The 17,258-nt window shown below is 67.2% G+C and carries 19 protein-coding genes; 9 read left to right on the forward strand and 10 right to left on the reverse strand.

Annotation, left to right across the window (positions count from 1 at the left end; all coding sequences use genetic code 11):
- Positions 1-143: 143 nt before the first annotated feature.
- The 9 genes from AC3QL2_RS09060 to AC3QL2_RS09100 form a co-directional block, all read right to left on the reverse strand.
- Positions 144-1,061 carry an MBL fold metallo-hydrolase gene (locus tag AC3QL2_RS09060; protein WP_493233204.1) on the reverse strand — a complete coding sequence of 306 codons (918 nt, stop codon included), beginning with the start codon at positions 1,059-1,061 and terminating at the stop codon, positions 144-146.
- 9 nt (positions 1,062-1,070) lie between these two features.
- A complete protein-coding gene (locus AC3QL2_RS09065; RefSeq protein WP_493233205.1) occupies positions 1,071-1,250 on the reverse strand; it encodes a DUF1289 domain-containing protein in 180 nt (59 codons plus the stop codon).
- Positions 1,251-1,259: 9 nt separating this feature from the next.
- On the reverse strand, positions 1,260-1,460 hold the full coding sequence (locus tag AC3QL2_RS09070; RefSeq protein ID WP_493233206.1) for a DUF1289 domain-containing protein: 201 nt from the start codon (positions 1,458-1,460) through the stop codon (positions 1,260-1,262).
- 66 nt (positions 1,461-1,526) lie between these two features.
- Positions 1,527-2,111, reverse strand: coding sequence for an LOG family protein (locus AC3QL2_RS09075; protein WP_493233207.1), 585 nt, complete (start codon positions 2,109-2,111; stop codon positions 1,527-1,529).
- Between the two features lie 11 nt (positions 2,112-2,122).
- Positions 2,123-2,725, reverse strand: coding sequence for a 2-hydroxychromene-2-carboxylate isomerase (locus AC3QL2_RS09080; protein WP_493233208.1), 603 nt, complete (start codon positions 2,723-2,725; stop codon positions 2,123-2,125).
- 100 nt (positions 2,726-2,825) lie between these two features.
- On the reverse strand, positions 2,826-3,446 hold the full coding sequence (locus AC3QL2_RS09085) for a 2-hydroxychromene-2-carboxylate isomerase (RefSeq protein WP_493233209.1): 621 nt from the start codon (positions 3,444-3,446) through the stop codon (positions 2,826-2,828).
- A gap of 16 nt (positions 3,447-3,462) precedes the next feature.
- Entirely contained in the window at positions 3,463-3,903 is a 441-nt protein-coding gene (locus tag AC3QL2_RS09090) for a PaaI family thioesterase (protein WP_493233210.1), read from the reverse strand.
- A gap of 101 nt (positions 3,904-4,004) precedes the next feature.
- Positions 4,005-5,147 carry a carbonate dehydratase gene (can, locus tag AC3QL2_RS09095; protein ID WP_493233211.1) on the reverse strand — a complete coding sequence of 381 codons (1,143 nt, stop codon included), beginning with the start codon at positions 5,145-5,147 and terminating at the stop codon, positions 4,005-4,007.
- A gap of 196 nt (positions 5,148-5,343) precedes the next feature.
- Entirely contained in the window at positions 5,344-5,781 is a 438-nt protein-coding gene (locus tag AC3QL2_RS09100) for a MerR family transcriptional regulator (RefSeq protein ID WP_493233212.1), read from the reverse strand.
- Positions 5,782-5,908: 127 nt separating this feature from the next.
- On the opposite strand from AC3QL2_RS09100, the gene AC3QL2_RS09105 reads away from it, so the two are divergent.
- The 4 genes from AC3QL2_RS09105 to AC3QL2_RS09120 all read left to right on the forward strand — a co-directional run bounded on the left by AC3QL2_RS09105 (position 5,909) and on the right by AC3QL2_RS09120 (position 10,238).
- The gene (locus AC3QL2_RS09105) at positions 5,909-6,931 is read left to right on the forward strand and encodes an MBL fold metallo-hydrolase (protein WP_493233213.1); all 1,023 of its coding nucleotides are present in this window, start codon (positions 5,909-5,911) and stop codon (positions 6,929-6,931) included.
- Positions 6,932-6,945: 14 nt separating this feature from the next.
- Positions 6,946-8,769 (forward strand): PHA/PHB synthase family protein, encoded by a 1,824-nt coding sequence (locus AC3QL2_RS09110; protein WP_493233214.1) that lies wholly within the window; start codon positions 6,946-6,948, stop codon positions 8,767-8,769.
- A gap of 88 nt (positions 8,770-8,857) precedes the next feature.
- Positions 8,858-9,358: a putative toxin-antitoxin system toxin component, PIN family gene (locus tag AC3QL2_RS09115; protein ID WP_493233215.1), complete on the forward strand. Its 501-nt coding sequence runs from the start codon at positions 8,858-8,860 to the stop codon at positions 9,356-9,358.
- Between the two features lie 61 nt (positions 9,359-9,419).
- The gene (locus AC3QL2_RS09120; protein WP_493233216.1) at positions 9,420-10,238 is read left to right on the forward strand and encodes a mechanosensitive ion channel family protein; all 819 of its coding nucleotides are present in this window, start codon (positions 9,420-9,422) and stop codon (positions 10,236-10,238) included.
- Positions 10,239-10,251: 13 nt separating this feature from the next.
- Here the strand turns inward: AC3QL2_RS09120 and AC3QL2_RS09125 are convergent, their stop codons facing one another.
- Positions 10,252-11,073 (reverse strand): helical backbone metal receptor, encoded by an 822-nt coding sequence (locus tag AC3QL2_RS09125; RefSeq protein ID WP_493233217.1) that lies wholly within the window; start codon positions 11,071-11,073, stop codon positions 10,252-10,254.
- A gap of 100 nt (positions 11,074-11,173) precedes the next feature.
- On the opposite strand from AC3QL2_RS09125, the gene ald reads away from it, so the two are divergent.
- From ald to AC3QL2_RS09150, 5 genes are all read left to right on the forward strand, one after another.
- Positions 11,174-12,289 (forward strand): alanine dehydrogenase, encoded by a 1,116-nt coding sequence (gene ald, locus AC3QL2_RS09130; protein WP_493233218.1) that lies wholly within the window; start codon positions 11,174-11,176, stop codon positions 12,287-12,289.
- 105 nt (positions 12,290-12,394) lie between these two features.
- Positions 12,395-12,877 (forward strand): MarR family winged helix-turn-helix transcriptional regulator, encoded by a 483-nt coding sequence (locus AC3QL2_RS09135; RefSeq protein WP_493233219.1) that lies wholly within the window; start codon positions 12,395-12,397, stop codon positions 12,875-12,877.
- 109 nt (positions 12,878-12,986) lie between these two features.
- A complete protein-coding gene (locus AC3QL2_RS09140) occupies positions 12,987-14,408 on the forward strand; it encodes an efflux transporter outer membrane subunit (protein WP_493233220.1) in 1,422 nt (473 codons plus the stop codon).
- Between the two features lie 23 nt (positions 14,409-14,431).
- Positions 14,432-15,682 carry an HlyD family secretion protein gene (locus AC3QL2_RS09145; protein WP_493233221.1) on the forward strand — a complete coding sequence of 417 codons (1,251 nt, stop codon included), beginning with the start codon at positions 14,432-14,434 and terminating at the stop codon, positions 15,680-15,682.
- 3 nt (positions 15,683-15,685) lie between these two features.
- Positions 15,686-17,239 carry a DHA2 family efflux MFS transporter permease subunit gene (locus AC3QL2_RS09150; protein WP_493233222.1) on the forward strand — a complete coding sequence of 518 codons (1,554 nt, stop codon included), beginning with the start codon at positions 15,686-15,688 and terminating at the stop codon, positions 17,237-17,239.
- Positions 17,240-17,258 lie beyond the last annotated feature (19 nt).

Raw genomic sequence — 17,258 nt, forward strand, 5'->3', positions numbered from 1 at the left:
GATCCTGTTTCTAGAACAACGGATGGCGGCGGGCAACAGCCTGACACGCCCTATGACGAGAAGTTCGCTGACTCGGCAACGGCGCGAATACTGCCTCTCCCGCGAATCGCGTCAATTTTGCAAAACTCGTTGATTTTATCAAATTAACCGGCTATCAAAAGCCGGCCGTCGAGCCTGGCCACCCGGGCCCGCAGGAGTTCGCGCACCAGCCATTCGGCCAGCTCCCCGAAGCTTAGACCGAGAAAGCGCCGGTTGGCTTCCCGATAGAGGGGCACCGCGGCGAGGTAGTCCGGCAGACCGTCGATTTCCAGGCTCCGCTGCTCCAGCAGCGCAAAGGTGACGCAGGCGCGGATCGCGTTGCGGGCTATCCGCGCACCGTCTTCCTCGAAGGCGCGCAGACGGGCGAACGCGGACTCCAGCGCCTCCTCCACCTCGACGAAAGGCGCGCCATGGCCGGGAATGACCCGCTCCACCGGCAGGCGGGCAATGGCCTCCAGCGTGGAGCGCGCGCCCTCCAGGCCACCACCGGCACCGATGATCTCGGCGAACAGGATGCCGAAGCCGTCCCGCCACAGGGCGTCGCCGGAGATCAGCAGGCGCGCGTCGGGTGCGTGGAAGACCAGCGCGTCCATGTCGTGGCCGGGGGCCACCAAGGCCTGCCACTCGTAGCCGCCCATCTGCAGATGCTCGCCGGCCTCGATGACGTGATCGTGCCGGAAGGCCTCGCCCTGCTGGGCGGCGACGCTGAGCAGCAGAGCTGCTTCGTCCCACGCGTGGACGGCCTCGGCGATGCCCGCCGGCACGCCGATGGCGCAGCCGAAGGCGCGCTGCACCGCGGCGTTGCCGCCGATGTGGTCGGAATGGGAATGGGTGTTGATGAGGCGCCCGAGGCGCCGTCCGTCCAGGGCCTCGCGCAGCAGCGCGACGGTCTGCCCGGCATGGGTCACGTAGCCGCTGTCCACCAGCGTCGCCGTGTCACCGTCGAAAAGCAGCACGTTGTTGGCGGACAGCCAGCCCCGCTCCAGCACCCGGATGCCGGGTGGCAACACACAGGCGGGCATGGCCGGCGCTCAGTCGGACTCGTCGGCCGGCTGGCCGGCGACGGGCTTCAGGCTGTCGGTCGCGCTGTCCTGCCCGCCAGCCGCGGAGTCGGTCTCGCCGAAAATCTCGTCGGCGCTGCGGCCGCAGCCGATGCAGTAGCCGCTTTCGTCGATCTGGCAGATGCCGACGCAGGGATTGTCGTCGCTCATCGCGGCGTCTCAGGCGGGCTGCGTGCCGGCCGTCGAGCCGTCGAACAGGGCCGCCTGGCGCGTGGCGATCAGGTCCATGATCTCCTGCTGGCGGGCCTCGCTGGCACCGCTCCATTCGGTGATCTCGGGAATGGTGCGGAAACAGCCTTCGCAATAGGCGTTGGCCTCATCCATGCGGCAGACGTTGATACAGGGGGAAGGAAGACTCATGACACACTCTCTGGGTAAAGACATGCCCGCCACTGCGTGGCGGCGGGTCGTGGTTGGGGTAGCCGTTTACAGCTGTTTCTCGTCGCGGATGCGCTTGCCGACGGCCGGCGGATGGTGCTGGCCCATGGCCCGCAGCAGCGCCACGACGTTGTCTTCGATCTGCAGCAGGCCGCGGTTCTCGGCCTTCATGAAGCCCTCGGCGATGCCGCTGTCGAGCATCTGGATCAAGGGCGAGTAATAGTTTTCCACATTGAGCAGGCCGACCGGCTTGGCGTGGAAGCCCAGCTGAGCCCAGGTCAGGATCTCGAAAAGCTCCTCGAAGGTGCCGAGCCCACCGGGCAACGCGATGAAGCCGTCGGCCAGTTCGGCCATGCGCGCCTTGCGGGTGTGCATGGAGTCCACCACCTCCAGGCGGGTCAGGCCCTCGTGGCCAACTTCCCATTCCAGCAGCGCACGCGGGATCACCCCCACCACCTTGCCGCCGGCCGCCAGGCAGGCATCGGCAACGGCGCCCATCAGGCCGACGTTACCGCCGCCATACACCAGCTCGACGTTGCGCTCGGCCAGGGTCTGACCGAGCAGCTCCGCCACTTCCCGGTACACCGGCCGGACACCCATGCGGGAACCGCAGAACACGCAGATACGCCGCATCTCCCCGCTCCTCAATACGGCCCCTTGGCCAGCCAGCGCTCCAGCTGGGGCAAGCGGTCGTTGCCCCAGAAGCCCTCGCCCTCGACGATGAAGAAAGGCGAGCCGAACACGCCGCGCGCCTCGGCCAGGTCGACCTCGGCCTTCAGGCGGGCCTTGGTGCCGGCGTCGGAAAAGGCCGCCGAGATGTCGTCCCGGTTAAGGCCCCGCGCATCGGCGATCTCGAGCAGCACCGCGGTCTCGGCGATGTTGCGGCCGTCTACGAAGTAGGCGCGATACACCGCGTGGGCGAACGCCCGCGCCTCGTCCGGGTTGCGGTCGCTGAGCCACTGGAAGGCGCGGGCCGCGTGCTCGGTGTGCAGCGGATAGGGGCTGGGCTCCTTGAAGGGGATCTCGAAGAAGGCTGCCGAACGCTCCACGTCGCGCCGCACGTATTCGGAGCGCATCAGCGCGGACGGGATGCGCATGCCACCCTGGGGCTGAAAATGGGCGTCGAGGACGATGGCGTGCCACATCACGGCACGGCCGTGCCGCTCCGCGATGGCGTCGATCTGCTCGGAAGCCAGGTAGCCGTAGGGCGAGGAAAAGTCGAAATAAAAGTCGATCGGGGCGGACATCCAGGTCTCCGGGGTCGTGGGGCGGCGTTCAATGCCCCGCATTATCCATGGCCGGCGCCTCAAGATTGGCAACAGGCCGGCGGCCAAGTTCCGTGCGGATTCAGAATCCTCCTTCGGCGAGCCACTTCTCGATCTGCGACAGGCGGTCGGCGCCCCAGAAGGCTTCGCCGTCCACGAAGATGTAGGGCGAACCGAACACGCCGCGGGCCAGCGCCAGTTCGCTCTCGGCGATCAGGCGGGTCTTGATCTCGGCACTGCCGAGCACGGCGGACAGTTCGTCCCGGTCCAGGCGCAGGCCGGCGGCGACATTGAGCACCACCGCCAGGTCGGAGATGTTCTGGTCATCGACGAAGTAGGCGCGGTAGATCGCCAAGCCGAACTGCCGGGCCAGCGCCGGATCGCGGTCGTTGATCCACAGGAAGGCGCGGGCCGCATGCTGGGTCGGCAGCGGAAAGCTGCTCGGCTGGCGGTAGGGCAGGCCAAAGTAGCGCGCCGAGCGCTGGATGTCGTGCAGGGAATAAGCGCCCTTCAGCGGAATGGTGGGCAGTGGCCCGAGGCCGGTGACCTTGAAGGTGGCACCGAGCAGGAAGGGATGCCACAGCACGCTGCGCCCGTAGCGGGCGGCCAGCTCGTCGATCTTCTCGGCGGCGAAGTAGCCGTACGGGGACGAGAAGTCGAAATAGAAGTCCAGCGGCGCGGCGGAACGTTGGGGGGTGTTCATGGCGGCGATCTCCCGTTCAGGCGGCCTTCGGCCACAAAATCATCTGCGTGCAGCGGAACAGGGCCAGACGGCGGTCGCTGCCACCGCTGCGTACTTCGGCATCCCACACGTGGGTGTTGCGGCCGAGGTGCACCGCCGTCGCATCGCACAGCAGTACGCCTTCGGTCTGCGTGCCGAGGAAATTGCTCTTCAGTTCGATGGTCGTGAAGCTCTGCGCGCCGTCGGGCAGGTGGGCGACGGTGGCGTAGCCGGCCGAAGTGTCGGCCAGCGCGATGATCGTCGCCGCGTGCAGGAAGCCGTTGGGGGCCAGCATTTCCGGGCGGATGAGCAGGCGCGAGGACAGCTTGCCGGGCTCCAGCGCCACTGCCTCGAAACCGAACCAGCCCGGCAGGTGCCCGACACCGCGGGCGTTGAGGGATTCCAGACTGACGCCTTCGCGCAAGCGGATTTCGGCCATATGTGTTCTCCTCCGGTAGCGGCCGGCTGTGCCGGCTCCTTGTCCTTTATTGCTGTCGCCCTGCCAGCACATCACGGGGCGGATGCGCTGGCAGGTACCGATCAGGTTTCCAGCGCCTCCAGCGCCGACAGGTAGCGCGGCGTGAGGTCTTCCGGCCGGCCGACGTTGATGCCCAGATCACGGATCAGGCCGTCCTTAAGGCCGTAGGCCCAGCCATGCACGGTGAGGCGCTGGCCGCGCCGCCAGGCGTCCTGCACGACAATGGTCTGGCAGACATTGACCACCTGCTCCAGCGCATTGAGCTCGCACAGGCGATCCTGGCGCAACTCCGGCGGCAGCGCGTCGACACGCCGGGCGTGCTTCACATGCACGTCCTGCACATGGCGCAGCCACAGGTCCACCAGGCCGACGCGCTCGCGGCGCAGCGCAGCACCGACGCCACCGCAGCCGTAGTGGCCGACCACCATGATGTGCTTGACCTTCAGCACCTCGACGGCGAACTGGATCACCGACAGGCAGTTGAGGTCGGTGTGCACCACCACGTTGGCGACGTTGCGGTGGACGAAGACCTCGCCCGGCAGCAGGCCGATGATCTCGTTGGCCGGCACGCGGGAGTCGGAACAGCCGATCCACAGGTATTCAGGCGCCTGCAGCTTGGACAGCTTCTCGAAGAATTGCGGATCCACCTGGCGCATGTGCTTGGCCCAGGCCAGGTTGTAGTCGAAGAGGTGGAACAGGTTTTCGTTTTTGACCTCGGCCTCGTTCCAGTTCTCCAGGTCAAGGGCCAGGAACATGGTGCCTTCGAGCGGAGCCGGATAATAGGCCGGCGCTTCGGTAAAACCCAGTTCGCGGTACAGCTTGACGGCGATGCGCATCGCCGGTTGGGTATCGAGCAGGATCCGGCGGTAGCCCAGGCTCTTGGCCGCCTTGATGGCCGCCAGCGCCAGTTCGCGGCCGACGCCGTTGCCGCGGAGCTCGGGCTCCACGTACAGGCGCTTCATCTCACAGACGCCCTCGGTGAAGGGGCGGATACCGACGCAACCGGCGGGCTGGCCGTCGAATTCGGCAAAGAACAGCCGCCCGGCCGGCGTCGAATAGGCTCCCGGCAGGCTTGCCATCTCATCGCCGAAACTCTGGAATGCCAGGTCAACTCCCAGCCATCCAGCATAGTTGCGGAAAAACTGGCGGACATGTTCGAGTTCGGCGGTGTTGTCGGGGCCGAGGACGCGGAGTGTTACTGCCATCGATCTTCTCTTCCTATGAAAACGGAACTGGCCGACACGATACCCGTCATCGCCCCCTGTTTCATCCCTGCCGGTGTCGGGAAGCTTTTCCACGACGTTCCGTCGGTCTCGCGCTGGAATGCCTGAATCTCCCGTACAGCAAGACTTTTGACACAATAAATTACGCTTACGTTAACGTAATTTTCCTGCTAAAAACTCATGATGCGTCGCGCAGACGCGCAACCAGCTCGGCCCGTGCTTCGGCCGCGCCGGCGGGGTTTTCGGCCAGCAGTTCGGAGCACTGCTTTTCGAGCATGGCGATTTCCCCGAGCACGGCCTCGATGTCCTCGCGCTGCTGCTCGATGGCCTTGCGCCTGTCGGCCAGCACACCGAGGAAACGACGCAGCTGGGGGACGGAATTGCGGACGCCGTCGTACATGCCGAGCAGTTCGCCGACCTCGGCCAGCGACAGGCCCAGGCGCTTGCCGCGCAGGATCAGGCGCAGCCGGGTACGGTCGCGACGCACATAGATACGGTTGCGTCCGGCACGGGTCGGCGCCAGCAGGCCTTCGTCCTCGTAGAAACGGATTGCCCGCGGGGTTATCCCGAACTCGCGGGCGAGATCGGTGATGGTGTAGGTTTGTTCCTGGCTCATGAGTCGAGTCGGACGCGGCATACGGCGTCAGGGCACGGAATGGCGCGCAGTAGATCAGATTTCACCTGCGCGGGCAACGCGGACAATTCCCAATAAACATTACAAGACCCAACTAGGAGAACAGCATATGAGCGAGACGCTGGAATACCCCTTCGAGACCCTTCCAGCCGAAGGGACTACGCTGGAGGTGGCATCCGGAGTGCATTGGATCCGGATGCCACTGCCCTTCGCCCTCAACCACATCAACCTGTGGCTGATCGAGGACGGCGACGGCGTGGCGATCGTGGACACCGGCTACGGCCTCGAGGCCACCCAGGAAGCCTGGAAACGCATCCTGGCGGACTTCGGCAAGCCGGTCACGCGGATCATCGTGACCCATTTCCACCCGGACCACCTGGGCCTCGCCCAGTGGCTGTCGGAACGCACCGGCGCCGGCATCACGATGACCCACGGCGAATACCTGAGCGGCCACGCGGTGTGGCACCAGCTGGGTGGCCACGGCACCGCGCCGATGGTGGCCCAGTTCCGCCGCAACGGCCTCGACGAGGCGCGCTGCCAGGCCCTCGCCGAGCGCGGCAACGCCTATGAACGCGGCGTACCGTCGCTACCGTCCCGCTACGAGCGCGTGGTCGCCGGCGAGCGCCTGCATATCGGCGGTCGCGACTGGGAAGTCATCGTCGGCTACGGCCATTCGCCCGAGCATATGTCCCTGTATTGCGCGGATGCCGGCATCCTCATTTCCGGCGACATGCTGCTGCCGCGGATCTCCACCAACGTCAGTGTTTTCGCGGTCACGCCGGATGACGATCCCCTCGGCCGCTTCCTCGATTCGATCCGCAAGTTGCAGCGATTGCCGGTAACAACGCTCGTGCTACCATCACACGGGAGTCCTTTCCGCAATATCGGTTTGCGCGTGGATCAGCTCGTCGAGCACCACGACGCCCGCTGTGCGGAGTTGCTCGCTGCCTGTGACGTGCCGCGCTGCGCGGGGGATTTGCTTACAACGCTGTTCCCACGGCCGCTCGACACGCACCAGGTGATGTTTGCCATGGGGGAAGCCATCGCCCACCTGAACCATCTCGAGCGCAAAAGGGAGGTGTGCCGGTCGGTGGATAGCGATGGGATAGTCCGTTTCATCAAAAGCCATTAACTAGGAGCCCACGAATGGCTGCGCCAGAAAAAGAAACCGTCAAGTCCGAACTGCCGGACCCGAAAGAAGTCGCCAAGACCTACGCCGAAGTCGCGCAGCGGGCCTCCAAACTGCTCGCCGACCATATCCAGAAGCAGGTCAAGAAGGGCCTTAGCACGCCGTCCGACGAACTGGGCATCGCCCAGGCCTTCATGGACATGATGGGCAAGCTGCTCGCCAATCCCTACCGCCTGGCCCAGGCCCAGATGAACCTGGTGTGGGACTACTTTTCGCTGTGGCAGCACTCCGTCATGCGCTTCAGCGGCATGGGCGGCAGTCCCGTAGTCTCCCCGGCCAAGGACGACAAGCGCTTCAAGGACGAAGAATGGCAGGAGCACTTCCTGTTCGACTTCATGAAGCAGTCCTACCTGATCGCCGCCCGTCACATCCATGACACGGTCAGCAGCGTGGACGGCCTCGACGACCAGAGCCAGAAGAAGGTCAACTTCTACACCCGCCAGTACATCGACGCCCTGTCCCCGTCCAACTTCGCGATGACCAACCCGGAAGTCTTCCGCGAAACGGTCAAGAGCCACGGCCAGAACCTCATCAAGGGCCTCAACAACCTGCTGCGCGACGTGGAAGACGGCGGCGGCAACCTGCGCGTCAAGATGACCGACACCACGGCCTTCGAGCTGGGCAAGAACGTCGCCACCACGCCGGGCAAGGTCGTCTTCCAGAACGACATGATGCAGCTGCTGCAATACACGCCGAGCACCCCCGAGGTCTCCAAGCGTCCGCTGATGATCGTGCCGCCGTGGATCAACAAGTTCTACATCCTCGACCTGCGCGAGAAGAACTCCTACATCAAGTGGTGCGTCGATCAGGGCCACACCGTGTTCGTGATCTCCTGGGTCAACCCGGACGAGCATCTGGCCGAGAAGAGCTTCGACTCCTACCTGCTGGAAGGCACGCTGGCCGCCGTGGATGCCATCGTCGAGCAGACCGGCGCCAAGGAAATCAACGCCGCCGGCTACTGCCTGGGCGGCACCCTGCTCGCCACCACGCTGGCCTACATGGCCGGCAAGCGTGACAAGCGGATCGCCTCCGGCACCTTCTTCACGACCATGACCGACTTTGCCGATCCCGGCGAGCTGGGCGTGTTCATCGACGAAGGCCAGGTTTCCAGCCTCGAGAAGAAGATGTTCGAGCGCGGCTACCTGGAGGGCTCGGAGATGGCCGGCACCTTCAACATGCTGCGCGCCAACGACCTGATCTGGTCCTTCGTGGTCAACAACTACCTGATGGGCAAGGATCCCTTCCCCTTCGATCTCCTGTACTGGAACTCCGATTCCACGCGCATGCCGGCGAAGATGCACAGCTTCTACCTGCGCAACATGTACATGCAGAACCTGCTGAAGGAGCCGGGTGGCATCGAGGTTGGCGGCGTGCCCATCGACCTCGGCAAGATCAAGGTCCCGACCTACTTCATCTCCACCATCGAAGATCACATCGCCCCGTGGAAGAGCACCTACTCCGGTGCCCGCAACTTCGGCGGCAACGTGCGCTTCGTGCTGGGCGGCTCTGGCCACATCGCCGGCATCGTCAACCCGCCGGCGGCCAACAAGTACGGTTTCTGGATCAACTCCAGCGCCAAGATGCCCGACACCGCCGACGAGTTCTTCGCCGGCGCCGAGCAGCAACCGGGCTCCTGGTGGACCGACTGGCAGGCCTGGCTGCTTGGCCAGGACGCCAGCAAGGTTCCGGCCCGCGACCCCGTCAAGGGCAACCTCAAGGTCCTCGAGGACGCGCCGGGCTCCTACGTCAAGGCTCGCCTGGACGCCAAGAAGGCCGCCTGAGCAAAAACGTCGCACCGTCTGACCGGAAGGGGGGCTTCGGCCCCCCTTTCCGTTGCGCTCCCGTACCGATCACCGCCCCATCCCTTCCGTGGCCACCTATCCCCTCGAAGCCCCTCTGCCCCCCGGCCTGCCGGTCGTCCTCGACACCAACGTGGTGCTGTCCCTGTGGATGTTCGAGGACCCCAGCCTGGTCCGCCTGCGCGCAGCCGTCGAGAGCGGCGCGCTATGCCCCGTCAGCCGCGAGGACTGCCTCGAAGAGCTGGCCCGGGTCCTCGCCTATTCCCAGTTCAAGCAGACGCCGGAGCGCCAGGCGGAGATCGCCGCCGCCTACAGGGCCCGCTGCCAGCTGGTCGAACCCGCCGATCCGCCGGCCTGCGAACTGCCCAACTGCCTCGACCGGGACGACCAGAAGTTCCTCGAAGTCGCCCGCGACAGCAGCGCCCGGGCGCTGCTGTCGCGCGACAAGCTGGTCCTCAAGCTCAGCCGCCGCCCGGTGATCGCCGCCCGCTTCGCGATCCTTCCCCCGGAACGCCTGCAGGCGCTGCTACCCGAGGACAGCGACGCGCCACAAAAAATTAACCCGGCATGACACCGGATGCCATGTCACAGGACTAGACTGGCTCCATACCTCTTCAATCCGGAGTAAGGCCATGGCTCTCGACAACGGTTTCGACCTCAGCGGACTCGTCACCACCTACCTGATCCCCTTCGGCTGGAAGCTCGCCGGCGCGATTGCCCTGTGGATCATCGGCGGCTGGCTGATCAATACCATCAGCAACCTGTCGAGCCGCGGCATGACCCGCCAGAAGGTCGAGCCGACCCTGGTGCGCTACGTCGGCGCCACCTTGCGGGTGATCATGCGGATCGTGCTGGTGATCGTCATCCTGTCCGTCTTCGGCATCGAGACAACCAGCTTCGCGGCGCTGATCGCCGCTGCCGGCGTGGCCATCGGCGTGGCCTGGAGTGGCCTGCTGTCCAACTTCGCGGCCGGCGCCTTCCTGATCATCCTGCGCCCGTTCAAGGTCGGCGACTTCATCAGCGGCGCCGGCATCACCGGCACCGTGAAGGAGATCGGCCTGTTCGCCACCACCATCGACCAGCCCGACGACGTGCGCACCACCGTCGGCAACAACAAGCTGTTCTCCGACAACATTGTGAACTACACCGCCAACCCGTCCCGCCGCGTCGAACTGTTCGCCCAACTGGCCCACAGCGTCGCGCCGCAACAGGCGATGGAACTGATCCGCAACCGCGTCGCGCAGATCCCCAACGTGCTGGTCACCCCGGCGCCGGACGTGGAAATCCTCGAGTTCAACGCCGCCGGCACGCGCCTCGTGGTGCGTCCCCACTGCCACAACGACCATTACTGGCAAGTGTATTTCGACACCAACAAGATGCTGGCCGAAATCAGCAGCGCCAACGGCTGGCCGGTGCCGGCGCCGCACCAGGTGCTGCGCCAGCAGGTCTGACGCACGGCCGCCGTCAGGCGGCCAGTTCCCGCCGCAACGCCGCCAGGTAGCGCAGCCCGGCGGCGGCCCGGCTGCCGTACCAGGACGTCATTTCCCCGTCGATCAGCCGGGCCGGCCGACGGGCCAGTTCAGCCACTTCACCCACATGCCGGTCACCGAAGCGATAGGGCTCCGACGACAGGAACACCCGGCTCACCTCAGCCAGCCACGGCGCGTTCCAGTCGAAAGCCGGATAACGCACGCCGTCGCCGAGCGCCGGCCAGCAGTCCCAGCCGACCAGCGCCAGGCTCGCCGCGATGTAGGTGTCCGGCGCCACCGTCATCCACGGCTCGCGCCAGATCAGGTACAGGACCTTCTCCCGCGGCAGCTCACGGCCGGCCGCCTGTGCCAGCGCGATCGCCTCCACCAGTTCCTCGCCCAACGCAGCGGCCCGCGCCTCGCAGCCGAACACCGCGCCGAACAGGCGGTACAGCGGCAGGTTGTCCTCCGGCCGGCACGGATGCGTGACGATCACATTGGGCACGAAGCGGGCGATCTCCTCCACGCAGTCCTTGCGGTTCTCGTCGATATTGACGATCACGTGGGTCGGCGCCAGTTCGCGCAGGCGCTGCAGGTTCACGTCCTTGGTGCCACCGAGCTTCGGGACCGTCTTCAGCACCGCTCGCGGATGCACGCAGAAGCCCGTGCGCCCCACCAGGCTGTCGGCCAGCCCGAGCTCGCACACCAGCTCGGTCAGCGACGGCACCAGCGACACGATGCGGGCCGGCCCCACCCACGGACGGTGGCGCTGTCCGGCCGCGTCCTCCAGGAAATCGACATCATTCTCGTTCATCATCCGCGCAGTATCTCAAGACCCGTATCCTTGTTGGAAGCCGGCGCAAGTCGCGGTAATCTCGGGCGCTAAGCAGCAGCCGCACCATATAACGGAGAACATCATGAAAGTCGGCGTCCCAAGGGAAACCAAGAACCACGAATACCGCGTCGGCCTGACCCCCGCTTCGGTCCGCGAACTCGTCGCCCATGGCCACGAGGTCTTCGTCGAGTCCGGTGCCGGCCACGGCATCGGCGCCAGCGACAACGACTACGAGCGGGCCGGCGCCAAGGTCACCCTGAGTGCCGATGACGTCTTCGGGGAAGCCACGCTGATCATCAAGGTCAAGGAGCCGCTGGCCGAGGAGCGCGCCCGCCTCAAGCCGCATCACGTGATCTTCACCTACCTGCACCTGGCGCCGGACCCCGGCCAGGCCGAAGAGCTGATCGCCAGCGGCGCCACCGCCATCGCCTATGAGACCGTCACCACACCCGGCGGTGGCCTGCCGCTGCTCGCCCCGATGTCGGAGGTCGCCGGCCGCATGAGCATCCAGGCCGGCGCCGCGGCCCTCGAAAAATCCCACGGCGGCCGTGGCGTGCTGCTCGGCGGCGTGCCGGGCGTCGAGCCGGGCCGCGTAGTCATCCTCGGTGGCGGCACCGTGGGCAACAACGCCGCGCATACGGCGGTCGGCATCGGCGCCGACGTGACCATCCTCGACAAGTCCTTGCCGGTGCTGCGCCACCTGGACGAAGTCTATGGCGGCCGCGTCAAGACGCTCTACGCCACCCGCGACGCCATCGAACGCCAGGTGCTGCAGGCCGACCTGGTGATCGGCGCCGTGCTGATCCCCGGCGCCACCGCGCCCAAGCTGGTCACCCGCACGATGCTCGCTGCGATGAAGCCCGGCGCGGTGATCGTGGACGTAGCCATCGACCAGGGCGGCTGTTTCGAGACCTCCCGGCCGACCACCCACGCCGACCCCACCTATCTGGTGGATGGCATCGTCCACTACTGCGTGTCCAACATGCCCGGCGCGGTGGCCCGCACCGCCACCTACGCGCTCAACGCCGCCACGCTGCCCTTCGTGCTGGCCATCGCCGACAAGGGCTGGAAGGAAGCCCTCAAGGACGACGCCGGCCTGCGCGCCGGCCTCAACATTTGCGCCGGCAACGTGACCCACCCGCAGGTCGCCGAAGCCCTCGGCAAGAAGTACCTGCCGGCCATCACCCAGCTGGCCTGAGCCTCCCCGATTACCGTCACGGGTCTTCCCCCGTGACGGTCGCTTGTTGACATGGGCGGGAAAAAAGCGAATTATCTGCCTATGCAGTAATTGCCTTTGCCGTAAATGCCCAACACAAGCAATCCATCCCAGCCCCAGCCCTACACCGTCGAGAACTACAGCCAGGAGGACAGCCTCGGCTTCCTGCTGCATCAGGCCAAGATCCGCTTGGCCCAAGCCCTCGACGACCGGATCGGCGATCTGGACATCACCTCCGCCCAATGGACGGTGCTCAAGCAGGTCGCCCTGCGCAACGGGGAAACCGCCTCGGCGCTGTGCAAGTGCATGGGCTGCGACACCGGCTCGATGACCCGCATGATCGACCGCCTCGAAGAGAAGGCGCTGATCCGCCGGGAACGCAGCACCACCGATCGGCGGGTCGTGCAGCTGCATGTGACGGACAGCGGCAAGGCCTTGCTCCCGCTGATCGTGCCGCGGGTGGTGGACGTCCTCAATCAGGCGCTGACCAACTTCACGCCCGAAGAGGTCGCGCTGACCAAGCAAGTGATCGCACGCATCGTCGCCAACCTGGACAAGCGCGGCGAGTGAACCGGGCAGCGTTCCAGCGGCGCGGCGGACTTCGCCGCTTTTTTTGAAGCAAATATCTGCCTTGGCAGATACAGCACAGACAGTCTCAGCCCAATACAGGAAATTCCGTATGAAGCGACAACTTGCCCTCCTGTTACCGCTGCTCGGCCTGCTTGGCGCCTGCGCCAACCCCAGCGGGCTCGCCCCGCACGCCGCGCTCCTGGCGCCGGAACAACTGGCCGGCCAGCGCAGCCTGGCCGCGGCCGCCGTTGGCGACTGGCCGACGGACGCCTGGTGGACCGCCTACAGCGACCCGCAGCTCGACCGCCTGGTTGCCGACGCGCTGCGCGACAGCCCCAGCCTGACCCTCGCCCAGGCCCGCCTCGACCAGGCCCGCGCCATGGCCAGCCTGACCGCCGCAGCCGACGGCGTGCAGGTCGGCGCCAACGCCGAGGGCGCCCAGCAACGCCTGTCGGAGAACTACATCTTCCCGCCCAGCCTGGGAGGCCGCTACACCAGCCTCAACCGGGCCGCGCTGGATTTCAGCCTCGACCTGGACTTCTGGGGCCGCAACCGCGCCGCGCTGGACGCCGCCGTCGGCCAGGCCCGCGCCGCCCAGGCCGAAACCGCCGGCGCCCGCCTGATCCTGAGCAGCGCGATCACCCGCGCCTACCTGCAGTTCGACCGTCTGCACCAGCTGCGCGCCATCGCCGATGCCACCGTCACCCAGCGCGAGAAGCTGCAGGAGCTGGTCCGCCTGCGCCTGAAGGCCGGCCTCGAGAACCAGGCCGAGCTGCGTCAGGCCGACGGCAGCATCTCCGCCGCCCGCGCCGAACGCAGTGCCCTCGACGTGCAGCTGGCGCTGGTCCGCAACCAGCTGGCCGCCCTCACCGGCCACGGCCCCGACGCCGGCCTCGACCTGACCCCGCCGGCCCTGCGCGACGTCGCCGCGGCGCTGCCGAGCCAGCTGCCGGCCGACCTCCTCGGCCGCCGGCCCGACGTGAACGCCCAGCGCTGGCGCGTCGAGGCCAGCCGTCGCGAGAGCGACGCGGCCCGCGCCGACTTCTATCCGAACGTGAATCTCAGCGCCTTCGTCGGCCTGCAGTCCATCGGCCTGTCCAATCTCTTCGAAAGCGGCAGCCGCATGCTCGGCATCGGCCCGGCGATCCACCTGCCGGTGTTCGACAGCGGCCGCCTGCGCAGCCGCCTGGCCGCACGCAACGCCGAACAGGACGCGGCCATCGCCCAATACAACGCCACCCTCGTCGATGCCCTGCGCGACGTGGCCGACCAGCTCGCCAACTGGCGCGGCGCCGACACCGAAGGGCGCGACCAGCAAGCCGCGCTGGCCCGCTACGAAGACGCCTGGCGCCTCACCGAAGTGCGCTACAAGGCCGGCCTCGCCAGCTACACCGCGGTCCTCGCCGCCGAAACCCCCTTGCTCGCCCAGCGCCGCCTCACCGCAGAGCTGCGCACCCGCCGCCTCGACGCCAGCGCCGGTCTTGCCCGCGCACTGGGCGGCGGCTACCTGCCCATCGACACGTCCCACTGATCCCGCCAAGAAGGAACCGGACCATGACCACCCCCGACAGCGGCACCGCCGCAAACGCCACCAACGGCAAGCGCAAGCGCAGCCTCATCACCATCGCCGTCGCCTGTGCGCTGGCCGGCGCCGCCTGGGGCGGCTGGTGGATGACCCACGGCCGCTACCTGGAACACACCGACGACGCCTACGTGGCCGGCAACGTCGTGCAGATCACCCCGCAGGTGGCCGGAACGGTGGTCTCCATCGACGCCGACGACACCCAGCTGGTGAAGGCCGGCCAGCCGCTGGTTCGCCTCGACGACGCCGACGCCCGCGTCGCGCTGGAACAGGCCGAAGCCCAGCTCGGCCAGACCGTGCGGGAAGTGCGCGCGCTGTACGCCGGCGGCGGCGCCCTCGATGCGGCCGTGAAGCAGAAGGAAGCCGACCTCGCCAAGGCCAGGGACGACCTGACCCGCCGCCAACAGGTGGCCGGCACCGGCGCCGTCGCCGCCGAAGAGATCGAACATGCCCGCGCCGCACTGCGCGCCGCCGAAACCGCCGTGCAAACGGCCCGCGAACAGCTCGCCACCAACCGAGTGCAGACCAGCGGCACCCGCGTCGAAAGCCACCCCAACGTGCTGCGGGCGGCCGCCAAGGTCGAGGAGAGCTACCTGGCCTTCGCGCGCAGCGTGGTACCCGCGCCGCTCGGTGGCCTCGTCGCCCGCCGCGCGGTGCAGGTCGGCCAGCGCGTGGCAGCCGGTGCGCCGCTGATGGCAGTGGTGCCGCTCGAACAAGTGTGGGTGGACGCCAACTTCAAGGAGAGCCAGCTCGGCCGCATGCGCATCGGCCAGCCGGTCAGCCTGAACGCCGACGTGTACGGTTCCAAGATCGAATACCACGGCAAGATCGTCGGCCTGGCCGCCGGCACCGGTGCCGCCTTCGCGCTGCTTCCGGCCCAGAACGCCAGCGGCAACTGGATCAAGGTGGTGCAGCGGGTGCCGGTGCGGATCAGCCTCGACCCGCAGGAACTCGCCGCCCATCCGCTGCGCATCGGCCTGTCGATGCAGGTGGAAGTGGATCTCCATGAAGACGGCGACGGCCCCCTCGGCGTTGCCCCGACCGCGCCGGTCGCCCAGACCGACGTCTTCGCCGACCTGGGCAAGGCCGCCCGCGAACGCATCCGCGCGATCATCTCGGCCAACAACGGCGGACAGACGGCCGAGCTGCAACAGCCCGAGCTCACGCTGCCGAGCATCCCGCCGGCGGCGGCCCTGGCCACCCCGCGCCGTACCCGGGCCTGAGCCATGAGCGCCGCCCCCGCTCCGCTGCCGCCCCTCGAACCGGGGGCGCGCCGGCTGGCCACCGTGGCCCTGTCGCTGGCGACCTTCATGAACGTGTTGGACACCACCATTGCCAACGTGTCCCTGCCCAACATCGCCGGCGACCTGGGCGTCAGCCCGACCCAGGGCACTTGGGTCATCACCTCCTTCGGCGTCGCCAACGCCATTGCGGTGCCGCTGACCGGCTGGCTCAGCCAGCGCGTCGGACAGGTACGCCTGTTCGTCGCCTCGGTGGTGCTGTTCGTGCTCGCCTCACTGCTGTGCGGCCTGGCCGGCAGCCTGGAGATGCTGATCGCCGCGCGGGTGCTGCAGGGTGCCGTCGCCGGGCCGATGATCCCGCTGTCCCAGGCCCTGCTGCTGCAGGCCTACCCACGGGAAAAGTCCGGCATGGCGCTGGCGATGTGGTCGATGACGACCCTCGTCGCGCCAGTGATGGGCCCGATCCTCGGCGGCTGGCTGTCGGACAACCTGTCCTGGCCGTGGATCTTCTACATCAACGTGCCGGTGGGCATCGGCGCGGCCTGGATGAGCTGGCAGTTGCTGAAACACCGCGAGACGCCGACCCGCAAGCTGCCCATCGACAAGGTCGGGCTGGCGCTGCTGGTGATCTGGGTCGGCGCGCTGCAGATCATGCTCGACAAGGGCAAGGAGCTGGACTGGTTCGAATCCGGCGAGATCATCGCGCTGGCGGCGGTCACCGTGGTGGGCTTCGCGCTGTTCGTCGTCTGGGAGCTGACCGAGGAGCACCCGGTGGTGGACCTGACCCTGTTCGCCCGCCCCAACTTCCTGTTCGGCGTCATCGCGCTGGCCACCGCCTACGGCGTGTTCTTCGGCAACGTGGTGGTGCTGCCCCTGTGGCTGCAGCAGTACATGGGCTACACGGCCACCTGGGCCGGGCTGGTGACGGCCCCGATCGGCATCCTGGCGCTGCTGCTGTCGCCGGCGGTCGGCAAGATCCTGCCGCGTACCGACCCACGCCGCCTGGCCACCGTGGCCTTCGTGGTGTTCGCGCTGGTGTCCTTCATGCGCTCGGGCTTCTCCACCGACATCGCGCCGGGCAGCATCGTGGTGCCGCAGCTGATCCAGGGCATCGCGATGGCCTGTTTCTTCATCCCGCTGGTGTCCATCACCCTGTCGGGCCTGCCGATGGAGCGCGTGCCGTCGGCGTCGGGCGTATCGAACTTCGTGCGGATCACCTGCGGCGCCTTCGGTGCATCGCTGATGACCACCCTGTGGGAGCGCCGCGCGGCGCTGCACCACGAGCAGCTGGCGGCCCAGGTCAGCGCCTACAACCCGGTCGCCAGCGAGACCCTCGGCCAGCTGCAGGCCCAGGGTTTCGATCTGGCCCGCGGCCTCGGCGTGCTGGAACGGCAGGTCAATGTGCAGGCCTTCTCACTGGCCGCCAACGACGTGTTCTGGGCGTCGGGCTGCCTGTTCCTGCTGCTGCTCGTCAGCGTGTGGCTGACCCGTCCGGGCCACAGTCGTCCGGCCGCTGCCAGCGGCGACGCGGCGCATTGACCCCGCGGCGACCGGCGCA

The organism is Zoogloea sp. GW822-FHT05C07, from assembly GCF_058800215.1.